General features: G+C 43.5%; 13 protein-coding genes, 1 tRNA gene and 3 pseudogenes. 2 read left to right on the top strand and 15 right to left on the bottom strand.

Translation table 11 applies throughout. From position 1 onward, the window contains the following. Positions 1 to 41: 41 nt before the first annotated feature. From ACZ49W_RS02670 to ACZ49W_RS02660, 3 genes are read right to left on the bottom strand one after another with little or no spacing between them, the layout of a single operon-like run. Positions 42 to 815 (bottom strand): hypothetical protein, encoded by a 774-nt coding sequence (locus ACZ49W_RS02670; protein ID WP_464813794.1) that lies wholly within the window; start codon positions 813 to 815, stop codon positions 42 to 44. Positions 816 to 827: 12 nt separating this feature from the next. Then, a complete protein-coding gene (locus ACZ49W_RS02665) occupies positions 828 to 1526 on the bottom strand; it encodes an ABC transporter ATP-binding protein (RefSeq protein WP_464813793.1) in 699 nt (232 codons plus the stop codon). Then, positions 1523 to 1894: a GntR family transcriptional regulator gene (locus ACZ49W_RS02660; RefSeq protein ID WP_464813792.1), complete on the bottom strand. Its 372-nt coding sequence runs from the start codon at positions 1892 to 1894 to the stop codon at positions 1523 to 1525. The genes ACZ49W_RS02665 and ACZ49W_RS02660 overlap by 4 nt, the downstream gene beginning before the upstream one ends. Positions 1895 to 1999: 105 nt before the next feature. Here ACZ49W_RS02660 and ACZ49W_RS02655 point away from each other — a divergent pair. Further along, a tRNA-Arg gene (locus ACZ49W_RS02655) sits at positions 2000 to 2071 on the top strand. 132 nt (positions 2072 to 2203) lie between these two features. Then, positions 2204 to 3156, top strand: a pseudogene (locus ACZ49W_RS02650) (transposase); the annotation flags it as partial. Positions 3157 to 3208: 52 nt separating this feature from the next. On the opposite strand, the gene ACZ49W_RS02645 reads toward ACZ49W_RS02650, so the two are convergent. The 12 genes and pseudogenes from ACZ49W_RS02645 to alsS form a co-directional block, all read right to left on the bottom strand. Continuing rightward, the gene (locus tag ACZ49W_RS02645) at positions 3209 to 13012 is read right to left on the bottom strand and encodes a MucBP domain-containing protein (protein ID WP_464813791.1); all 9804 of its coding nucleotides are present in this window, start codon (positions 13010 to 13012) and stop codon (positions 3209 to 3211) included. Between the two features lie 681 nt (positions 13013 to 13693). Further along, entirely contained in the window at positions 13694 to 13951 is a 258-nt protein-coding gene (locus tag ACZ49W_RS02640; protein WP_464813790.1) for a hypothetical protein, read from the bottom strand. A 210-nt stretch (positions 13952 to 14161) separates the two neighbouring features. Further along, on the bottom strand, positions 14162 to 14794 hold the full coding sequence (locus ACZ49W_RS02635; RefSeq protein WP_464813788.1) for a DUF3862 domain-containing protein: 633 nt from the start codon (positions 14792 to 14794) through the stop codon (positions 14162 to 14164). A gap of 132 nt (positions 14795 to 14926) precedes the next feature. After that, entirely contained in the window at positions 14927 to 15691 is a 765-nt protein-coding gene (locus ACZ49W_RS02630; protein WP_464813787.1) for an inositol monophosphatase family protein, read from the bottom strand. Continuing rightward, the gene (locus ACZ49W_RS02625) at positions 15681 to 15956 is read right to left on the bottom strand and encodes a UPF0223 family protein (protein ID WP_464813786.1); all 276 of its coding nucleotides are present in this window, start codon (positions 15954 to 15956) and stop codon (positions 15681 to 15683) included. The genes ACZ49W_RS02630 and ACZ49W_RS02625 overlap by 11 nt, the downstream gene beginning before the upstream one ends. Positions 15957 to 15959: 3 nt before the next feature. Continuing rightward, complete coding sequence (locus ACZ49W_RS02620) at positions 15960 to 16367, bottom strand: Spx/MgsR family RNA polymerase-binding regulatory protein (RefSeq protein WP_464813785.1); 408 nt, start codon at positions 16365 to 16367, stop codon at positions 15960 to 15962. 63 nt (positions 16368 to 16430) lie between these two features. Continuing rightward, a complete protein-coding gene (locus ACZ49W_RS02615; protein WP_464813784.1) occupies positions 16431 to 17360 on the bottom strand; it encodes a bifunctional riboflavin kinase/FAD synthetase in 930 nt (309 codons plus the stop codon). Positions 17361 to 17363: 3 nt separating this feature from the next. Continuing rightward, positions 17364 to 18245: a tRNA pseudouridine(55) synthase TruB gene (gene truB / locus ACZ49W_RS02610; RefSeq protein WP_464813783.1), complete on the bottom strand. Its 882-nt coding sequence runs from the start codon at positions 18243 to 18245 to the stop codon at positions 17364 to 17366. A 60-nt stretch (positions 18246 to 18305) separates the two neighbouring features. Beyond that, positions 18306 to 19190: pseudogene (locus tag ACZ49W_RS02605) on the bottom strand (DUF2130 domain-containing protein); the annotation flags it as partial. A gap of 227 nt (positions 19191 to 19417) precedes the next feature. Beyond that, positions 19418 to 19565 (bottom strand): annotated as a pseudogene (locus ACZ49W_RS02600) (MJ0042-type zinc finger domain-containing protein); the annotation flags it as partial. 986 nt (positions 19566 to 20551) lie between these two features. Beyond that, positions 20552 to 21271 (bottom strand): acetolactate decarboxylase, encoded by a 720-nt coding sequence (budA, locus tag ACZ49W_RS02595; protein ID WP_464813782.1) that lies wholly within the window; start codon positions 21269 to 21271, stop codon positions 20552 to 20554. A gap of 10 nt (positions 21272 to 21281) precedes the next feature. Beyond that, positions 21282 to 22958: an acetolactate synthase AlsS gene (gene alsS, locus ACZ49W_RS02590; RefSeq protein WP_464813781.1), complete on the bottom strand. Its 1677-nt coding sequence runs from the start codon at positions 22956 to 22958 to the stop codon at positions 21282 to 21284. Positions 22959 to 22999: the final 41 nt, after the last annotated feature.

Genomic DNA, 22999 nt, shown 5'->3' with positions numbered 1-22999 from the left:
TTCAAAAAAACCGAAAAGCCTGATGCTCTTCGGTTTTAGTTTTATTGTAAATTCAAATGTTTTTTCATGAGATAGTAGGTGATACCGTAAAAAACAAAGGCTATCACCAAATACCATACCGTGATTGACCAAGAAAAGAGAGAAATAAGAGAATCGGACCCTTCAGACAATCCCATCTGACTAGAAAGCGCTAGCTCTAGAAAAGTCAGCACAAAGTAAGACACATAAGCCATGCTAATGCGTTTATTGCCAAACAACTGACCAATAGAGATAGAAGCGTAGAATTGTAAAACATTGGCTGTAGCTGATACTAGAAAAAAGACGAGGGATTGCCAAAGAACTGTCCAATATAAAGGAGACGCTTGACTCAAGGCTCTCTGAGCAGCCTGCCAAATTTCACCAAAGTTTCCTGTTAAAACGATGATGATAAAAATGCTAAGGACAAAGGCAAGCCCCCCTAGAAAAGACCAAATCAGAGCACCTACCAATTTAGAAAGAATCAACTGATGGGCGCTGACCGGAAGCGTATGGGTCAGGTAGCCTTCTCTTCCATAGATGTTGCGGTAAAAACGTCGGATAATCAAGACAAGGGTTGAAAAATAAAGGGCAACAATCAAGCTTATAAAGACGAGTAAGAGAACTCCTCCAATGGTACTTGTTATATTCTCACCATCCAAGTGGTCTGTAACACCATCTGAAATGGCATGACCAAAGATTAGACTTATCAAAATTGACACAGCAAACAAGGCAACATAGAGACCTAGATACCATTTGCCGACTGATTTGAATTCATATTTGACTAATTTTCCAAACATCTTTCGATTCTCCTAAATCCTAAATTTCTGACGAAACAGCGCATCAATCGAGCAACCATATTCCTCACGCAAATCATCGGTATTGCCCTGCAACAAGAGCTTACCATTTTGGATAAAGAGGGCTTCATCAAGGACAGCCTCCACATCTGAAATCAAGTGGGTAGAAATCAAGACCGAAGCCTCTTCTGAATAGTTGTTGATAATGGTGCGCAAGATATAATCTCTCGCCGCAGGGTCAACTCCAGCAATCGGCTCATCTAAGATGTAAAGTTTTGCCCTTCTGCTCATGACAAGAATCAACTGTACCTTTTCCTTGTTTCCTTTGGAAAGATTTTTAAAATAAGCTGACCGATCCAAGTCCAAATCATCCAATAGCTGGTCCGCACGACTGCGGTCAAAATCCTCATAAAAATCAGCAAACAAGTCCAAAATATCCTTGATTTTCATCTGGTCACTCAAATAAGTCGCATCAGGCAGGTAAGACACTAACTTTTTTGTCTCAACTGATGGTGTCACTCCTTCAATCAAGACCTGACCACTCGTTGGTTGCAATAGACCATTGATAATCTTAATCAAGGTCGTCTTACCACTCCCATTTGGACCCAACAAACCAATGATTTTCCCCTTGGTCAAGGTTACATCTAAATCTTCTAAAGCGAAAGTTTTTCCGTACTTTTTCGATACGCCTTCAACCCTTAATAGCTCTGTCATCTTTCTTCCTCTTTCATCATCTCTTTCATTTCCGCTAAAATTGCTTGATCGCTAAAGCCAATGCGTTTCATGTGGGTCAAAAATTGCTTGACTTCTTCCTTGGCTAATTCATGACGAACACTAGTTAATAAGGCCTCATCCTCTGTGACATAGCGTCCTGCTGTCCTGCGACTAAACACCAAACCTTCTCGCTCCAATTCTGTATAGGCTCTTTGCATGGTATTAGGATTAACCCCTGCTTCTTCAGCCAAATCTCGAACCGTTGGCAGCTGATCCCCTGGGTTTAACTCGCCACTTACGATTTTCATTTTTAGGCGCTTTGCCAACTGTACATAAATCGGTGACTTTTCATCAAATGTCCAAGCCATGACACCCTCCTTTCTTTTTTGTTATATATCAATAGTACAATTTTTCTAAAAAAATTTCAAGAAAAAACTCATCTTTTAATGAATTTGTGGTATAATAGTCAAGTACCATCCTTAGTGTAATGGATATCACGCAAGATTCCGGTTCTTGAAATGGGAGTTCGATTCTCTCAGGATGGATATAGATAGAAAAACCTTGAGAATTCAAGGTTTTTTGTTTTTCTCAGTTTTACGTTAGTGAAATATCTTCATACTAGAATATGAAGATATTATCATAAAAGAAAATAGGACTCTATAATATCTGTAGTGGGTAAAACCACTCAATTCCACACTGAAAAACTCACCAATACTGCCATAGCAAGATGCTTACACATTTCGGTTCCTGCGGTCCAAAGACAGCTCAATCAATTCACCTTCAAAAACAATTTCTCACATCTACCTGAGGTACTTCTTTTAATGAATTCTCCAGAAACAAGGGGAAATTTGCCTTTATTGCCCAAGATTTTGAAACTAAAAAATCGTAGCGCTCCTTGAAAACAACCGACAAACCACTATTAAAAACCACTTCTACAAGCACCCTAGGAAAGTTAGGGAACAAGTGAAAGTCCTTACCGTAGATATGTCTGGGAGTCACATTCCCATCATTAGATTATTTCCAAAAGCCAAAATTGTCCTCGAGCGCTTCCCCCTTCGCTCTCTTGTTTTCAAGCTCAGGCTAAACTAGTCCACTGGGCTAGTTTACTTCAACACCTTAGTCGCACTTTCCTAAAGACCAGAGTCGCTATCATGAAGGAGTTTGACGATAAGTCTCTTCCCCACCATGCCATGAAGAATCACTGGAAACTGCTTCAGAAGGATAGTCGAAAACTGGCTGATAAACCATTTTATTCACGAACATTTAGACAAACCTTGACACCTAGAGAAATTGTGGAGAAGATCCTATAATTCTCTGATGAACTGCGCTATTACTATGAGCTCTACCAACTCTTACTCTTTCATTTCCAAGAAAAGTGGATAGCCCAATTCTTTGGATTAACCAAAGACAATCTATCGCGCGTCAATCCCTTGTTCAAGACTGCTACTTTTAAAAACCATCAAGCCTACATCACAAACGCCCTCGAACTTCCTTACTCCAACGCTAAACTCGAAGCTACCAATAAAATCATCAAGGACATCAAACGACAAGCCTTTGGTTTTCGCAACTTCAAAAAAATAAAACCAAAATTCTTATCGCTTTAAACGTGCAAAAAGAGAGAACCAAATGGTTCTCTCTTGCTTTCAACACATTTTCTCAGCTGTTACAGGACTTAGGACTAACTAAGCTTCCTCTGATTCAGATTTTTTCTTTCTGGCTGTTCCAATAAAACCAAGTCCTAGTGCTGCTACAAGCGCTCCAAGACCTGCTACAGAATATAGTTTGGTCGTTTCACCTGTACTTGGAAGTGCAGGTTGCTGTGGTTTAGCTGGAGTTGGTTGAGACGTAGGTGTCACTGGAGCCTTAGGTGTTGGTGAAACAGGCTTCTCAGGCTTAGGATCAGGTGTTGGTTGACCTGGTTCTGGTTTTGGCTGAGGTTTCACCGGTTTGTAAGGAACTGGTGTATCCTTAGTTGGATCGTTTGGATCCGTGATGCCTGGTGGGATGTAGCCCTTGCTTGGGTCGTTTGGATCTACTGGAGTGAGCGGAATTTCTGGCTCGAATCCAGGGATATATGGCAACGGCGGATTGTCCTTAGGCTCTTCTGGTGTATTGTCATACGGTACCTTAGGAATATCACGACCTGGCTCCGTTGGGATGTACGGAATATAACTTCCTGCCTTCTTATAGACATAGATGATGTCTTGGGTACCTTCTACCACGCTACCATTTTCTGGTTTAGAATCCTTAGACACACGTGTGAAGTAGTACACCACTCCGTCCTTCTCAATGGTCTTAGGTTTGTGGTCTGTGGTATCGTAAGGCGTTCCGACTGGCGTGTTGCTTTCGTCCGTCACTGGGTCAGCGATGACATTGCCTTCCTCATCCACATAGTGCACCACGACATTACCTTTCACCACTTCTGGCGTCACCGGTTTGTAAGGCACTGGCGTGTCCTTGGTTGGATCGTTTGGATCCGTGATGCTTGGTGGGATGTAGCCCTTGCTTGGATCATTTGGATCCACTGGAGTGAGCGGAATTTCTGGCTCGAATCCAGGGATATATGGCAACGGCGGATTGTCCTTAGGTTCTTCTGGTGTTTCATCGTATGGCACTTCTGGAATCTCACGGCCTGGCTCAGTTGGGATGTAAGGAATGTAGCTGCCGAGACGCTCGTAAACGTAAGTCACGGTCTTCGTGCCTTCCTCAACCTTACCAGTCGTTGCATCAGAAGTGGTCAAGTGACCCTCTTTATCCACGCTACCCACTGGGTAAGTGCCGGCTGGAACCAGTTTGTAGACATGACCATCTTCACCCTTGATGGTGCTTGGACGGTTGTCTTCAACGGTGTTGTAGTCCGTATCGACAAGAACCTTGTCTTCGTCTGTCACTTGCGCCTTGATGGTCTTACCAGTTGTGTCCACATAGGTTACCACAACGCTACCCTTAACTGGAGCGTAAGGTACTGGCGTGTCCTTGGTTGGATCGTTTGGATCTGTGATGGTTGGTGGCACATAACCCTTGCTTGGATCATTTGGATCCACTGGTTTAAGTGGCGTTCCGTTTGGATCCTTCGGATCACGTGGGCGATAACCTGGCACAAATGGAAGTGGTGGGTTATTGCTTGGATCTTCTGGCGTGTCATCGTATGGCACTGGATCTGGATCGTTTGGTTTGTTTGGCTCGTTGCCCTCGATGTAAGGGATGTACTTACCTGGTTGGACTGGTACTTCTGGTTTGAGCTTGTAAACGTAAGTAACGGTCTTCGTGCCTTCTGCCACATCACCAGTCACCGCATCAGAGCTAGTCAAGTGACCATTCTCATCCACTGCTCCAACTGTGTAGTTGCCTGCTGGTACCAATTCATAGGTCTTGCCATCCTTGACAATTTGACTTGGACGGTTATCGACAAGTGTATCGTAAGCTGTGCCGACTGGTTGGTCTTGCTCGTCAATCACTTGGTGTTTGAGTTCGTTACCGTTCTCATCCACATAAGTGACCACAACGCTACCTTTCTTCACGACCTTACGGTAAACGTAAGTCACTTCCTTGGTCTTACCACCTTCAACGTTGCCTTCTTCGTCCCCTTCGGTCTTACTTGGCACGAGTTCGTAAGTGTTGCCACCAAACTCGATGGTTGGGTATTTGTGATCCGTGGTGTTATATGGCTCACCTGGTTTGCCGTTTTCAGTGTCATTTTCTGGATCGTGGATGACGTTACCATCCTCATCCTTGTAGTTCACGACCACATTACCAGCTTCTTCGTAAACGTAGTTAATGACCGTTGTGCCCTTCACAACCTTGCCATCTTCTGGCTTAGAGTCAGAGCGGACTTCCTTGTAGTAGTAAGTCTTGCCTTCAAATTCAATCTTCTCTGGCTTGTGGTCGGTCGTGTTGTACGGTGTATCCACTGGAGATTCTGGCGTATCCGTCACTGGAGTTGCGATTTCCTTGCCAGTCGTGTCGTAGTAGTGCACCACAACATCACCTTTGACAACCTCTGGCGTCACCGGTTTGTAAGGAACTGGCGTGTCCTTGGTTGGATCGTTTGGATCCGTGATGCTTGGTGGGATGTAGCCCTTGCTTGGATCATTTGGATCCACTGGAGTGAGCGGAATTTCTGGCTCGAATCCAGGGATATATGGCAACGGCGGATTGTCCTTAGGTTCTTCTGGTGTTTCATCGTATGGCACTTCTGGAATCTCACGGCCTGGCTCAGTTGGGATGTAAGGAATGTAGCTGCCGAGACGCTCGTAAACGTAAGTCACGGTCTTCGTGCCTTCCTCAACCTTACCAGTCGTTGCATCAGAAGTGGTCAAGTGACCCTCTTTATCCACGCTACCCACTGGGTAAGTGCCGGCTGGAACCAGTTTGTAGACATGACCATCTTCACCCTTGATGGTGCTTGGACGGTTGTCTTCAACGGTGTTGTAGTCCGTATCGACAAGAACCTTGTCTTCGTCTGTCACTTGCGCCTTGATGGTCTTACCAGTTGTGTCCACATAGGTTACCACAACGCTACCCTTAACTGGAGCGTAAGGTACTGGCGTGTCCTTGGTTGGATCGTTTGGATCTGTGATGGTTGGTGGCACATAACCCTTGCTTGGATCATTTGGATCCACTGGTTTAAGTGGCGTTCCGTTTGGATCCTTCGGATCACGTGGGCGATAACCTGGCACAAATGGAAGTGGTGGGTTATTGCTTGGATCTTCTGGCGTGTCATCGTATGGCACTGGATCTGGATCGTTTGGTTTGTTTGGCTCGTTGCCCTCGATGTAAGGGATGTACTTACCTGGTTGGACTGGTACTTCTGGTTTGAGCTTGTAAACGTAAGTAACGGTCTTCGTGCCTTCTGCCACATCACCAGTCACCGCATCAGAGCTAGTCAAGTGACCATTCTCATCCACTGCTCCAACTGTGTAGTTGCCTGCTGGTACCAATTCATAGGTCTTGCCATCCTTGACAATTTGACTTGGACGGTTATCGACAAGTGTATCGTAAGCTGTGCCGACTGGTTGGTCTTGCTCGTCAATCACTTGGTGTTTGAGTTCGTTACCGTTCTCATCCACATAAGTGACCACAACGCTACCTTTCTTCACCACCTTACGGTAAACGTAAGTCACTTCCTTGGTCTTACCACCTTCAACGTTGCCTTCTTCGTCCCCTTCGGTCTTACTTGGCACGAGTTCGTAAGTGTTGCCACCAAACTCGATGGTTGGGTATTTGTGATCCGTGGTGTTATATGGCTCACCTGGTTTGCCGTTTTCAGTGTCATTTTCTGGATCGTGGATGACGTTACCATCCTCATCCTTGTAGTTCACGACCACATTACCAGCTTCTTCGTAAACGTAGTTAATGACCGTTGTGCCCTTCACAACCTTGCCATCTTCTGGCTTAGAGTCAGAGCGGACTTCCTTGTAGTAGTAAGCCTTGCCTTCAAATTCAATCTTCTCTGGCTTGTGGTCGGTCGTGTTGTACGGTGTATCCACTGGAGATTCTGGCGTATCCGTCACTGGAGTTGCGATTTCCTTGCCAGTCGTGTCGTAGTAGTGCACCACAACATCACCTTTGACTGGTTTGTAAGGTACTGGCGTGTCCTTCGTTGGGTCGTTTGGATCTGTTGGTTTTGGTGGGATGTATCCCTTAGTTGGGTCGTTTGGATCTACTGGAGTGAGCGGAACTTCTGGCTCAAATCCAGGAATGTATGGCAATGGTGGATTATCCTTAGGTTCTTCTGGTGTATCATCATAAGGAACTTTCGGAATATCACGGCCTGGTTCAGTTGGGATGTAAGGAACGTAGCTACCAAACTGTTTATAGACATAAGTAATCTTCTTAGTCTTATCGGCTTCAACAGTACCTGTTGTTGGATCGACGCCGTAGCCCTTGTCTGTGAGCTTGAGTTCGGTCAAGTTATGATCGTTACCAACCGTCCCGACTGGGTAGTCACCCGCTGGAACGAGTTTGTAAGGACGTCCATCCTTGCTGTCCGTTGACTTGATGACATCTGGACGGTTGTCACTATCCGTATCATAAGCTGTGCCCGCAGACGCATCTGTTTCATCCTTGACTTGGTCCTTGATGCTGTTTCCGTTCACATCCACATAATCAACGACAACATTACCCTTGACTTCTTCATAGACATAAGTGACTTCCTTGGTCTTGCCAGCTTCGACTTTGCCATCAACTGGATCTGAAGACTCAAGGTGGTTGTTAGCATCTACCTTACCAACTGGGTAGTCACCCGCTGGAACAAGTTTATAAACCTTGCCATCGCTAGTGGTGATGGTGCTGTCTTTCTTGTCAGCTGTGTCGTAGCTTGTGCCACCTGAAACATCTTTTTCATCATCAACAGCTGGTTTCAATTCCTTGCCGTCTTTATCGACGTACTTGACGATGACGCTACCTTTGACTTCTTCATAGACATAAGTAATCTTCTTAGTGCCTTGTGCGACTTCACCTGTCGTTTGGTCAACACCAAGGTCTTTTTCAGCACTCTTAGCAGTATCTAGGCTGGTCAAGTTACCATTAGCATTAACCGTACCCACATCATAAGTGCCGGCTGGAACGAGGCGATATACCTTATCACCAACAGTGATGTCAGCTTTCTTGCGGTCCTCATCGGTGTTGTAGGCTGTGCCAACTGGAGCATCGGTTTCATCTGCCACTTGAGCCTCTAGCTTGTTCCCTTTGGTGTCCACATAATCAACCACAACGTTACCTGTCTTAACGACCTTACGGTAAACATACGTCACGGTCTTCGTGCCTTCGGTCACTTGACCAGAAACAGGGTCAGATGTGGTGAGGTGACCGTCAGCATCAACTTGACCACCCGCTCCTGGGTAGTTGCCTGCTGGAACCAATTCGTACTCTTCACCGTCTTTGGTGATGGTGCTTGGACGAAGGCTATCCGTCTTGGTATCATAAGCCTCATCCACTGGTGCATCTTTCTTCGCGTCTTGTGGATCTTTGATTTCATTACCATTTTCATCCACATATTTAACCACGACATCACCCTTGACCTCTTGGTAAACATAGGTGATTTTCTTGGTGCCTTCTGCGACTTCACCCGTTGTTGGGTCAACACCGAGAGTTGTAGTCGTTTGGGTCAAGTTGTGGTCATCCCCAACGGTACCAACTGGGTAGCTACCCGCTGGAACAAGGCGATAAGTCTTACCGTCTTTCTTGATTTCATTTGGACGATGGTCGGTATTCGTCTCATAGGCTGAACCGATAGAACCATCTTGGGTATCGATTTCTTGATCTTTAAGCGGCTTACCTTCGGTATCCACATAGTCAACGACAACATTACCTTTGACTTCTTGGTAAACATAAGTGACTTTTTTGGTTTCACCAGCAACAACTTTACCAGTAACAGGGTCAACTCCTAGGTTGTCCTTCTTCGTTTCGGTCAAGTTACCATCTGTACCTACTGTACCAACTGGATAGTCGCTACCCGCTGGAACCAGTTTATAGACCTTGCCATCTGTTCCTGTAATCGTTTCTGGGCGGTTATCACTATTAGTATCGTAGTCCGTACCCACAGATACATCCGTTTCATCTTTGACTTGTGCTTTGATGGTGTTCCCATTCACATCCACATAGTCAACGACAACGCTACCCTTGACTTCTTGGTAAACGTAGGTAATATGCTTGGTTTCTTCCGCTACGACTTTACCTGTCACAGGATCCGTACCAAGATCTTTTGTAACGCTCTTAGCGGTATCAAGGGTTTCGAGTTGACCTTCGCTACCCACTGTTCCGACATCGTAGGTGCCGGCTGCTACACGTTGATAGACCTTGCCATCTGCCGCAGTAATAGTTGCTGGACGAGTTGCTTCTTCGGTCGTATTGTAGTCAGTGCCTGCGGAAGCATCTGTTACGACATCTTTCTTATCAGCGATTTCCTTACCAGTGGTATCCACATAGCGGACATCAACACTACCTTTGACCTCTTCATAGACATAAGTGACTTCTTTGGTCTTGCCAGCTTCAACCTTACCATCGACTGGATCTGAAGATTCAAGATGGTTGTTAGCATCTACCTTACCAACTGGGTAGTCACCCGCTGGAACGAGCTTATAGACCTTGCCATCTGCAGTTGTGATGGTGCTATCTTTCTTATCAGCTGTGTCGTAACTTGTGCCACCTGAAACATCTTTTTCATCGTCAACCGCTGGTTTAAGGGTATTTCCGTCCTTATCAACGTACTTGACAATAACGCTACCTTTTTCTTCTTGGTAAACGTAGGTAATTTTCTTAGTCTTGTCTGCTTCAACGCTACCCGTTGTTGGGTCAACACCATAACCTTTTTCAGTCAATGTCAACTCAGTCAAGTTGTGGTTATCTCCAACCTTACCAACTGGATAGCTACCTGCTGGAACTAGTTTATAAACCTTATCACCGACCTTGATTTCTTCTGGACGGTTGTCAGTGTCTGTATCATAGGCTGTGCCCGCAGACGCATCTATTTCATCCTTGACTTGGTCTTTGATGCTGTTTCCGTCAGTATCTACATAGTCAACGACAACGTTACCTTTGACTTCCTTATAGACATAAGTCACGGTCTTGGTGCCTTCTGCGACCTGACCAGAAACAGGGTCAGATGTGGTGAGATGTCCGTCACTATCGACTTGACCACCAGCTTCTGGATAGTTGCCTGCTGGAACGAGCTGATAAACTTTACCGTCTTTGGTAATGGTACTTGGGCGAAGCGTATCCGTCTTAGTATCGTAGGCTTCGTCAACTGGTGCGTCTTTCTTCGCGTCTTGTGGATCCTTGATTGGGTTACCATTTTCATCCACATACTTAACCACGACGTTACCTTTGACCTCTTGGTACACGTAGGTAATATGCTTGGTTTGACCTGCTGTCACTGAACCAGTTGTAGCATCCGTACCAAGATTATTCTGAGCACTATTTGTGCCTAGTGTAGTCAATTGATTTTGGTCGCCAACTGTTCCGACATCATAGCTTCCTGCTGGTGCTAATTTGTAAGTTTTACCATCTGATGTCTTGATGACATTATCTCGTTTATCACTGGTGTTATATGACATGCCTGGTTGAGCATCTTTTTCATCAACTTTTTGATCTTGGAGTTTATTTCCTTTCGTATCAACGTAGTCAACGACAACATCGCCAGCCTTTTCATACACATAAGTCACAACACTTAGTGGTTTTTCAACTTTTCCAGTTTCAGGATCAGAACCTTCCTCTATGCCTGTTTCTTTATCAACAGACACACTACTGTTTGCTGGCAATTCACTGTTTTTGTTAACTAAATAATAAACACCTGGCGTTGCCTTGCTATCATCAACTGGAGTGGTCACCGTGATAGTTGATGGCTTATTATCCTTGGTATCATACTCTGTGCCACGCGCACTTGGTTGGGTATCCACAACCTCAGATTTGAGAACATTACCGTCCGTATCGACGTAATGAACCACTACTTCACCTTTTAACGTGTAGTAGTAAATCACATCAGAACCTTTAGCCCAACCGTTACTGTAGTTAATCTTACCTGGTGTGATAATACGGAAGTTGCTGCTACCAAATCCTGACCCAGAAACTCCTGGAATGTACTGTGCAATTGGGAATTGCATCACCGCACGAGTATTCGCTGGTACTTCGGTTGATTCTGGGAAAGTATTATAGTCACGAATACTATTATTGTTTGTCTCTGTTCCCTCAATATTTGTTTGCTTGTGAGCAAGGTAGAAGGCGTTCTCGTCATTGGAGACATAAGACGTATAATCCACGTAAGTCCCGTTATCGGTTCCGTTTGGTCCTGTTGGAACCTTCGCTAACTTCTCAGCTGGAATTTTATCGACATTATATACCTTGTCTTTGATCAAAGTATAGTCAGACATATTGTTAAAGAAATCTTCTGCTGATGGAAGTGTTTCTTTATTGGCATCTTTTGGTGAAAGGTACATGGTGACAATTGCTGTACCATCATCATCAATATACTCTCTCTTGATATAAAGCATAACCCGTGGAGATTCTGTTGAGATTGTGCTACCATCTTTTTTAGCCGTATAAGCCGTTGTTACGACACGACTGTATCTCACATCCCCTTTCAAACTCCGAACGGTTGAAGTGACATTCCCATTTTCATTCTTTGTACTAGAATCATAAGTATAGCCAGGAATTTCAATCGGTTTGGTGGTATAGTGATAACCCGTCCACGCTGGTTGATAGTGCGGATCTGCAATCACTTCTAGTGTATCCTTGTCTTTATACTCTGTTGTTTGCTTGGTGTAGCTCGGTGAAGAGATGGTGGCTGCATTAGTATATAAAACCGCTGCAGAAGCGAGCAAGCTCTCTAAACGTGCAACCTTATTTGATTCATCTTGATTGGTATAAGTGACCGTTCCATTACCATCTGATGTAAATCGAGCAATAAGCGGATCAATCGATGTTGGAATATTAACGGTTTGCGTTTGGTTATTATCAATCTCATAAGAAGCAAGTTTTGCTTTTGTGTTCTTATCAAACGCAGTAATATAAAGGTGGTGTGGGGTTGTACCAGATTCTGGGGCGGCATCAACAACAGAAATGGCATAAACGACATTACCGTTTTGAGAACCTGTCAAAAGATAGGTGTAACGATTTGGCTCTGGATCTTGGTAAGAAATCTCTCTATTCGGGGAGATACTATATCCTTCAAAAGATGATTCTGGAGCAGCATAGGCACGAAGTTCCTCCTCATCTAGCGGAGATAAGAATGTGATGACTTCTTTTGGATTGGCAAATCCACCCGCATAGACATGCGTATTGCCATTTTTATCCAAACCAACAAACGATGCCTCATCACCAACCTCTGGACGGTCAATACCAATGTAGTAACCCTTGGTGACGCCATCTTTTTCTGCTTCTTCTGGAGCAGGAGATGCAGCTGTGTCTGTGTCTACTGGTGTTTCACTCACCTCTGGCACTGGGCTTTCTTCCTTGTCTGGTGTAGCGACGTCACTTTCTACGGCAGCAGGTACCTCAACCAGACTGATTCCGGTTAGGATATCTGCTTCATTCCTATCCAAAGAAGCTTGATTACTTGCAAGCTCAACGTTTTCTTTACCTGCTTTTGCCAATTGGTCAACGATGAGAAGCTTTGCTGCCTTATCTTTTGGAGAAGCCTTACTTGCCTCAATTTGCGCTTTTTTAGCAGCAGCTGCCTGATCGATTCTTACTTTAGCGGATGCTTTATCAAGAACTGACTCGCTCGTTGTTTCCTCTTGAGCGCTTTGTGTTTCTTGACTCTCTGGGGTCAAGACTTGATTTGCAATCTCCGAAGAGGTATTTAGCGGCGGTGTTTCTACCGTTTTTGACACCTCTGAAGCTTGATTAGATGTTCCTAATTGATCTGCTTGCACGGCATCGACAAAGCCTGCAAATACCAAACCAATTAAAACCGATGCTGCACCAAACTTGAATTTCTTAATCGAAAATCGCTGGGCAGTATCACGATTCTTCCTTGCATTTAGCATGATCTAACGTCCTCCATTGAAATTATATTCAAAAAACAATATATATATATATATGCACTATTGTTCTTTATCATTCTAGCAGATTCTGAACGAAATTTCAAAGCATAAGCTCAAAAAAATTATATTTTTTTCTAAATTTTTATCAAAAAAACCTACACCCACCAAAGTATTGCGACAGACTTTGGTGGGTGTAGGTAAAAACTTTTATTCTGATTCTGACCTTTGAAGAAAAATAGAAAGTTTTTTTAATGGATTTTAAGAGTCAAAGTAAAACTTTGACAGGCACTATTCAACCATATTATGAAAGGAAAATCAAATAACATTTTGATGACCTAATATTTCTTTTTTGTAACGTATTCCTATTTTTGCTGATTTTTTTGGTCTAAATGAGGGTTTGATGGATAAAGAATAATGAGGTTTCGTTTAATCCTTTTGCTTCTTAAAAAGGATTAAGAGAAAAAGATTTCTACTCATTTTATATCATCAAGGCCATCATATATTTATAAGGATTTCTTTTTTAATCTTACACCTCTTCTTGTATAACTTTTTACCTACCTTTTATTTTGATTTCATCACTCGATAAAGCATCAAAAAAATATAATTAAGAATATTTCTAAATAATTTTTCAATCCATTTGATCAAAAAAAGAAGAAAAGCTTCCCTTTTTATTTTTAGAAAGCCTCATCTTCCTTCTTTTTTTAATTTACGTTGCATCTTCTCCCACTCTTTGATAATGAGAGCTTCTAGATAGGCTGATGCCGACTTGGCACCATGATAGACAACGAGTTCCTCCAATTTTTCATAGCGCACATCATAATGTAGCGAGAAAGGATAGCGTTGTTTTTTATCATAGCTGGTTGGAGATAGCTGGCTTGCCTTCCTTGTATTTTTCTTTGCTGCCATCATTTCATTCAGGTATGTGGATTGATTTTTGGTCATGATAGTTCTCACTCTCTAGTACAAAACTGTTTTCTACCTTTTAGTCTTATCCGTTATTTATGCGACCTTTGACCTCTATTCTCTTATAAAAAAGGAATATTGTCAATAAAAAAACATAGCCAGTTGCCTATTTAATCCAAATAAGGTTTTCTCATCAGACATCTAGCCTAAAAGAAAACGCTTAGAACAACCGTTCTAAGCAATGTTGTATTAACCCAAACCACTTTGGCTCTTAGTTTTGAGGGCATTGTTTTCAAAAATCAGCTGGATATTAGCATTGGCTACATTATCTGAACGTTTGACGTTACTGGTCCAGATTGCCTGTAGCTCAGTCTTGCCTGAAGAGACGCTTTGTGCCATCACGTCAGGTTTGCCAAATTTTTCTAAGACTTGATCATAGGTCATCCCTGTGGTGAGATCCTTATAATCCTTTAAGGTCAAAATTTCTTTTCGGTCAAAACTAAAGTTTGAAATAGACCGTGTGATGGCGCTATTTTGAAATTGCTGCACAGTGACAACGATGGGATCAGTCTTCCATGTATAGACATCTAGGGTGACTTGATCATTGAGTTTATTCTCAGAATGAGAGGTCGGCTCTCCAAATAGCCCTTTTAGTTCATCAAGACTCGATCCTCCTTGGAACTCTTGGGCTTCTTGTCCAAGTTTGATTTGATCAAACTTTAAGCGGATATCTTCGTGACCTGTTCCTTGCTTGGTTTTTTCTACCCAAGATTCATTGACTTCTAAGGGTTTTGAACTGGTCGTTTTTTTCTCTTTGTGACCACAAGCTGCAAGTAACAATAATGTGCAGCTAAGGGTCAACCATTTTTGCCATTTTTTCATCTGTTCTCTCCTTAACGATTCGCTAAGTCATTCATCTCTTTCGACGACTATTACGCTTTCATTTTCTCATATTTTCATTTATTCGTCAAATGCTAGAAACATAGAACTACTAGGGATAGATAGGAGGAAGGGCTATCCTTTAGAAAGGTGAGTGAGAATCTCTTCTTTTTTGCTTGTCGGGATAAACATAACCTTCTCACGTTTGGTAACATCAGGCTCATGCCCATCTAGGGTCACAATCTCATAGCCCAAAGCTTGTCCCATAATCATCGCTGGGGCATAATCCCAGATATAAAGGTTGGAAAAATAAGCCATTAAGCGCCCTGACAAGACATAAGACAGACTCACTCCAGCAGCTCCGTACATCCTAACACCAAGCGTCCTGCCAATCAAATCCCGAATGCCTGATTCATTATGCAGATACATGGCAGCGTTTGACGCCATGAGACTTCGATGAAAGGGCTTTGGTTCATAGTTGGAAAGCTCCTTTTCATTGCAAAAGACCCCAAAAGAAGGACCGCCACTATACAAGGTATCGGACATGACGTGATAGATAAGCCCAAACTGACCAACGCCTTTTTCAGCATAAGCTATCAAAATGCAAAAATCCGTTCCCTGTGCGACAAAATTGACTGTTCCATCAATCGGATCCAAAATCCAAACCCGCTCACCATGATAATCAGCCTGCAAGCCATCTTCCTCAGCTAAAATCTCATCTTCTGGATAGTGCTTACGAATAGCCCCCACCAAAAAATCTTGAACACTGTGATCTTGATTAGTGACCAAATCATCAAAACAGGTCTTTTCCTTAACCGTTAAGGACTGACCTTGACAGGAAAGGAGCTCTTGAGCTGCTTTTTTGATGAGCTCTCTTGCAAATCTAAATTTATTTTTCAAGCTTGACCTTTCCTTTTTGTCTGTCTTTAGCCATTTGAACAGCCTTGTAAGTGGAGTAGCCACTCAAGCGTTCAAATTCACGATCCAGTTGTTTTTCTCCTGATTTTGCCGGGACCACCTCTTTGAAGGATCGGTAAGCCTGCAAGAGTTTTTCTGCATCAACGCCTCCTTCATAGGCCTTTTCCACTTGGTTTAAGAATTGGATGACCTTCTCCATTTCTGCTTTCGACCAACTCAAATCTAAAGGATAGCTGTACTGCTTCATTGTCTATACTTCTCCTAGTTCTGCTTTTAGCGTGGCTTCACGCAACTCATGTTGCCGATAACCGCGAGGCAAGAAGGCTCTGATCTCATCTTCATTAAACCCAATCTGCATTCTTTTTTCATCCATGATAATCGGGCGACGCAAGAGGCTAGGATTTTCAGAAATCAAGTTTAGCAAACCCTTGACAGTGAGCTCATCCACATCAATATCTAATTTTTGAAAGACCTTAGAACGGGTTGAGATAATGTCTTCGGTCCCATTTTCAGTAAAGGACAAAATTCGCCTCAGCTCATGCGCACTCAGTGGACTGGTCATAATATTGTGCTCGACAAAGGCAACATGGTGTTTACTTAACCAAGCCTTAGCTTTTCTACAACTGGTACAACTCGGGGATAAAAATAAGGTTATCATCTTTTTACTCCAGCAGCTCTTAGAAGGAGCTTTTTTTCTAACCATGGACGACAGTCAAAGACCCTAGACATTCTTTTCTCTCGTCCAAGATTTTGCAATCGCATCATCTTGTTTTAGACGCCCAACAAGGGATTCAATGCCACTAAATTTTTCCATATCTCTAATCTTATCTAACCAAAAAATCTCGATGGTTTCGCCATAAATATCGGCTTGAAAATCAAAGATATTGGCCTCAATCCGAAGCTCTGTGCCACCAAAGGTGACATTTTTCCCGACGCTGGTCATTCCACGGTAGCGTTGATTTCCCACTAAAATATCGGTCACATAAACCCCGTCAGCTGGGAGATGCACACGGTCAATGCTGGCTAGATTCGCGGTTGGAAAACCAATGGTCCTGCCTCTAGCATCACCATGAACCACAATACCTCTGGTGGAAAACTCATCCCCTAAAAGGCGGTTGGCTTCTTTGACCTGACCCTTTTTGATGAGGGATCTAATCTTAGTGGAGCTAATCTTTTCACCGTCCATCTTGATTTCTGGAACGATAACGACCTTTGTCGCACAGTTTCTTTTGAGATAGTCACAGTCGGTCCGATTGTGCCCAAACTTGTAATCAAATCCCACGACAACAGCTTCTGGATGAAAGGCTTCGATATAGTCTTTGATAAACTCATCAGAAGAAATCTTGGCGAACTTGCTAGTAAAGTCTATCAAATACAGACTGTCCACCCCATACTGGGCAAATTTTTCATAGCGTTTTTCAGGATAGGTAATGTGCTTTAAGAGATCTGGCTCAAACTTTCTAAAAGCCAACTGTGGCGACTCTGGAAAGGTGAGCACTGCAACCTCTAAGCCTTTTTCCTTAGCCAGATCCTTGGCTGTTTCAAACAAGACTCGGTGCCCCAAATGCAGGCCATCAAAATAGCCCAAAACCAAAACCGTTGGTTTGTCTTCTTTTATTTGCTTATAATCGGTTATCTTTGTTATCTTCATAAATTATTGCATCACTTTTTTTGGTTTATAGCTTGTCCCACGTTTTTCCAAAATGGCGACAAGCCTTTGGTCATAGTAGGCAGCAAGTAAGGGAGCATCCCCTTCTAGTTCAATGAATTGCCCATAAAGCAGGGCTTGCTTGTTGGTTTCATCTATGGCGACACTAGGCAGACTTTTTACCCCCATCTCAATCGGCAAGAGAAAATCCCACTGCTCCTGTGCCACACGCGCTTCAATTTCAGAAAGAGAAAGGGCATCAGCCAGTTCCAAACCAGCCGAAGCAGTCCTAACCAGATGCGACATGTGGGCTGGGTAGCCAAGACGACCTCCTAGATCCACACAAAGGGTTCTGACATAAGTCCCCTTGCTACAAGCCACCCGAAAGGTAAAGCGGCACAAACCATGCTCAAAAGTCAAGGGACTGGTGCGCTCAAAGAGACTGATGGTCACCAGACGAGAGGGACGCTCCACCTCTTCACCAGCTCTTGCGTACTCATAGAGCTTTTTTCCTTTAACCTTGACAGCTGAGTACATAGGTGGCACTTGGGTGATCTCCCCAAGAAAATGTGTCATAGCCTCGTCGATCATGTGTTCACTCAGACTCAGTGGGACCTGCTTTTCTTCAATCACTTCACCGCTTGAGTCCTCAGTCGTGGTTGCAAGACCAAGCGTGACTTCTCCCTCATAGACCTTGCCACTATCGGTCATGTACTCAATCACCCTGGTCGCTTTTCCAATAGCGATGGGCAAGACCCCCTCAACATCTGGGTCAAGCGTGCCACCATGACCGATTTTTTTCTCGCTTAAAATCTTTCGGAGCTGAAACACTGCATCATGCGAGGTCATACCCGCTTCTTTTTTCAAATTGATAATTCCATTTACCATATACCCTATTATATCAAAAAATGAATAGAAAAGGACGTTTAGGCGGTAATTTAAAGAAAATTAGTCGGTTTTCTGAACTAAAGCGTCAAATTTTGCTTTCATCGTTGGATTTTTACGGGTCAATTTTTTCACAGACACATCATCCAACTTGTTATTGGCAAGACGGAGTTGATTTTCACTGGTGGTGAGGGCTGCTTTGACCGCTTCCATGCGTTTAATAGCCTTGTCGATTTCATCAATGGCTTTTTGGAAATTATTGCTGGCAGACTGGTAGTTCTTGGCAAAGGCATTTTTGAAGGTTTCTAAATCCTCTTCAAAATGGGTGATGTCAATATTTTGTGCCTTGACCAAAGCCAGCTCTTGGCGATAAGCCAAACTATTTAAGGCAGCGTTGCGCAAAAGACCGATAAGCTGGATACAAAACTGAGGGCGAACCATATACATCTTGGGATACTTGTGGCTAAGATCGACAATCCCTGTATTGTAGTAGTCGCTGTCTGCCTCTAGCATACTGACCAAAACCGCATACTCACAGCCTTTTTCCCTCCTATCCTTGTCCAGCTCTTTGAGGAAGTCTTCGTTTTTATGCTTGGTCTTGGTGGTGTCGGCTTCATTTTTCATCTCAAACATGATGGATAAAAATTCCACCCCATTCTCATCCGCTTCACGAAAGATAAAATCCCCCTTAGAGCCACTGTCTGAAATCTGATTGTCCTTTTCAAAATAAGCATTGGGAAAGGCGAGGTGGCGCACCTTGTTGAACTCAGTTTCGATGTAGCGCTCTAGGCTTTCTCCTACCTCTTTGGTGGATTGTTGCGCCTTAAAGTCCTTGTAAAAAGCAACTTGTTCATTGGCTAGGGTCAGCTGGTTCTGGTAGTCCTGTTGTACCTTGTTAAGCTCTAGAGCTTGTTCTTTTTCTTGCAGAAGGAGTTGGTTTTCGAGTTCTCTTTGTTGCTGCTCAAGACCCGCTATTTTTTCTTGCCACTTGTGCTGCTCTAAGAGTTTGAGCCGCTCTAGGTCTTGCTCTAGTTGGCTAATGGCCTTATCTTTTTGCGCTAGGGCTTCTTGGAGTTTGAGATCGTGGGTTAGGGCGACTTGTTCCAAACTCGCTTTAAGGGATTGACTTTCTTGTTCTTTTTCGTGGAGCAGGGCTTGAAGACGCTTGTCTTCTTGCTCCTTGATGAGCGCTACCTCACGCGCTAAACGACTGTCCACCTCTTTTTCAAATTCTTGACTACGAACTTGCTCTAAAAGTTTGGCGTACTCACTTTCATTAACAGTAAAAACCGTCCCACAGTGGGGGCATTTAATATGATTCATAGATGATCCTTTCCTAAGATACAAAGGAGCGGTTCGCTTTAGCGAAAACTTCAAAAGAAAAATAGGAGATTTTTGGAAAAGTCCAAAAAACTTTGAAAAAATCTATCTTTTTTCTAAAGAAGTTAGCTCCATGTTCAGTTATTTAAGATACAAAGTTGCGATTTGCGTTAGCAAAATTTTCAATGGGAAAATAGGAAGTTGGACGCTGGAACCCTAAGTTCCAAGGACAACTTATCTTTTTCCCGAAGAAAATAGCGACGTGTTCAATTACTCTAAGATACAAAGCCCGTTAAGCGAACACAGGAAAATTAGGAAAGCTGACGAAGAACCCTAAAGTTCTAGGAAGCTTTATCTATTTTCCAAAGTTCGTAGGGCGTGTTCAGTTTCATAAGATACAAAGCCCGTTAAGCGAACACAGGAAAATTAGGAAAGCTGACGAAGAACCTTAAAGTTCTAGGAAGCTTTATCTATTTTCCAAAGTTCGTAGGGCGTGTTCAGTTTCATAAGATACAAAGCCCGTTAAGCGAACACAGGAAAATTAGGAAAGCTGACGAAGAACCTTAAAGTTCTAGGAAGCTTTATCTATTTTCCAAAGTTCGTAGGGCGTGTTCAGTTAGTAAGATACAAAGTCATGTTTTGCGTTAGCAAAATTTTCGATGAGAAAAAAGGAAGTTGGACGCTGGAACCTTTAGTTCCAAGGACAACTTATCTTTTTCTCGAAGAAAATAGCGACGTGTTCCACTCGCTAGTGCTAAAGGTCGCTTACGCTCCTCTTTATCACACACTTCTTGCTATAAGGCAAGAAGCTAGGCGACTGACTAGCTTTTTCATTCGGTCAATTTGACCTCAGAAAAAGCGTCGCAGTTTTAAGATACAAAGGGCGTGAAGAACGCACAGCAAAAACAGACCCCTAAATCATTTTCTCTCCATTATACCACAGGCAGGAAAAAGAGACGAGAAATTTCCTCGTCTCTTTGATGTCTTTATTATTCCACTTCCTTAATATCTGCTAGCAGGTCGTTGAGGGGGAAAGGTGTGGTGCGATAGGCTGCATTTTCCATTGGCAAATGTTGCTCAAAATCACCAATCAAACCAATTTCAACCCTTCCTTTGTCTAGGGTGTAATCCATGACATGTCCGCCAAAGGTTTTATCCTCTGAAATAAAATGCCAGTGGTAACCGCCAAGGCTAGGCCCGTGAAAAAGTTCAGGAGAGTAGAGACCTACCAAGGTGCCTGCGACCCCTTCTTTGAGATATTCTGGCTGATGGGCAGCAGCTTCTGTAAACTTGACCCCTGTTTTTGTTTTGGTAATCAAGCGCACATGCATGCTAGCAAAAACCCCGTCCACTCGAATGGATTGAAAGAGGTTTGGAGCCTTGCTTACCCCTTCAATCTTTTCCTCTAATGCCTTGTCATCCAAAGGTTGGTCAATCTCAAACGCCACATCTGCCGCATGATTGGTCACAGCAGCATAAGGGACTTGAGCATCGTCTGGAACTTCGATAACCTGAAGCTCGCCGTCCTCACTCTTCATCTGATAGGCTTTCCCCTCTAAAACGATGAGTTCACCGTCTAGTTGATCAAGCGTACCGATGCCAAAATGCCCTTTTTTGAGCAGGTCTTTCATGCTTAGCGTGCCGTCATAAAGTCCAGACATGAGCCCGATTAGGGTAGCATGTTGATACAAGCGTTGTTCTTTAGTCATGATACGCTCCTTAGAATTCCTCTGGTAAAAGGGTTTCCCCTAAAATCTTACTGTCCTTGTAATCGACGGGCACATCAATGATGACAGGACCATCTTCTTTAAGGGCAGCCTTAAAGAGGGTTTCAAATTCTTCTTTAGAATGAGCACGCATGCCTTTTGCACCAAAACTCTCCGCATATTTGACAAAATCCACAGCACCAAAGTCAATCCCTGAGCTTCTGCCGTATTTCATCTCTTCTTGGAATTCCACCATGTTGTAATGACCGTCGTTCCAAATCACATGAACAATCGGCGCCTTCAAGCGCACAGCTGTTTCCAATTCTTGGGCAGAAAAGAGGAAGCCACCATCTCCAGATACAGATACGACTTTTTTACCAGGGCGCACAAGACTAGCTGCGATTGCCCAAGGTAGAGCTACCCCAAGGGTTTGCATCCCATTTGAAAAGAGCAGGTGACGTGGTTCGTAGCTCTTGAAGTAGCGTGCCATCCAAATGTAGTGCGTGCCCACATCCACTGTCACAGTCATATCATCGCTGATATTTTCTTGGAGCACTTCCACGATAGAAAGGGGATGAAGGTGATTATCCTTGGTCTTTTGGCAATCAAACTTGACATCTTCTTCTCTTTGTTTTTTGAGATCGTGAAGGTAATCGCGTGACGCTTTTGGAAGGTCATAGCCTGCAATGGCAGGAATCAAGAGGTCAAGCGTTCCTGTGATATCTCCGATCAACTCACGTTCTGGTTGGAAGAATGTATCAATCTCTGCTGGCTTAACATCAATGACGATGATACGAGCATTGTTATCTGGGTTCCAGTTTCTTGCTTCGTACTCGATTGGGTCATAACCAATCGCAATCACCAAGTCTGCTTGGTTAAGAAGTTTATCCCCCATTTGGTTGCGGAAAAGACCAATCCGTCCAAAGAAGGTTTCTTCTTCTAAATCACGAGAAACAATCCCAGCTGCTTGGAAGGTTTCCACCACTGGAAGTTTGACTTGCTCAAGCAAACGGCGTAGGCTCTTTGTGACCTTGGCAGATGAAGCACTATTTCCAAGTAAAAGGACAGGTAACTTAGCATTTTTAATGGCTTGTGCCAAGTAGTTGATGTCCTCTACCGAACTAGAACCGTAGCGTGGTTCGGTTAGCGGTTTGATGGCTTTGGTTGCAACAGGGCTATCTACCACATCTTGAGGCACTGAGATAAAGCTAGCACCCTTGACCCCTGTTTTTGAAATACGGTAAGCATTGGCAATGATTTCAGATAAAATCTTTGCATCTTCCACTTCCACTGCATATTTGGTAATGGGAGTAAAGAGGGCTGCGTTATTCATGGATTGGTGAGCACGTTTGAGCAAATCCTCACGCTTGACCTGACCAGCAATGGCAAGGACAGGGTCGCCTTCCGCTGTCGCTGTCACAAGTCCTGTTGCAAGGTTGGACGCCCCAGGTCCACTCGTCACAAGCACCACCCCAGGTTCGTCTGTTAAACGACCAACACCTTGCGCCATAAAGGCAGCATTTTGTTCATGACGAGAAACGATAAGCTCAATGTCATCACGTTCTTCAATCGCATCAAAGACACGGTCAATCTTCGCTCCTGGAATCCCAAAAACATACTTCACACCATGATTGACAAGGCTATCTACGATTAAATTTGCACCATATTGTTCCATTTGAATCCTCCACATGTTATTCAATACAGTTTCCATTATACGCTTTTTTTCTTGAA

Source organism: Streptococcus sp. STR1/CE/0325, from assembly GCF_055386095.1.
Note: the sequence above shows the minus strand (reverse complement) of the source record. Positions and strands in the feature narration are given on the sequence as shown.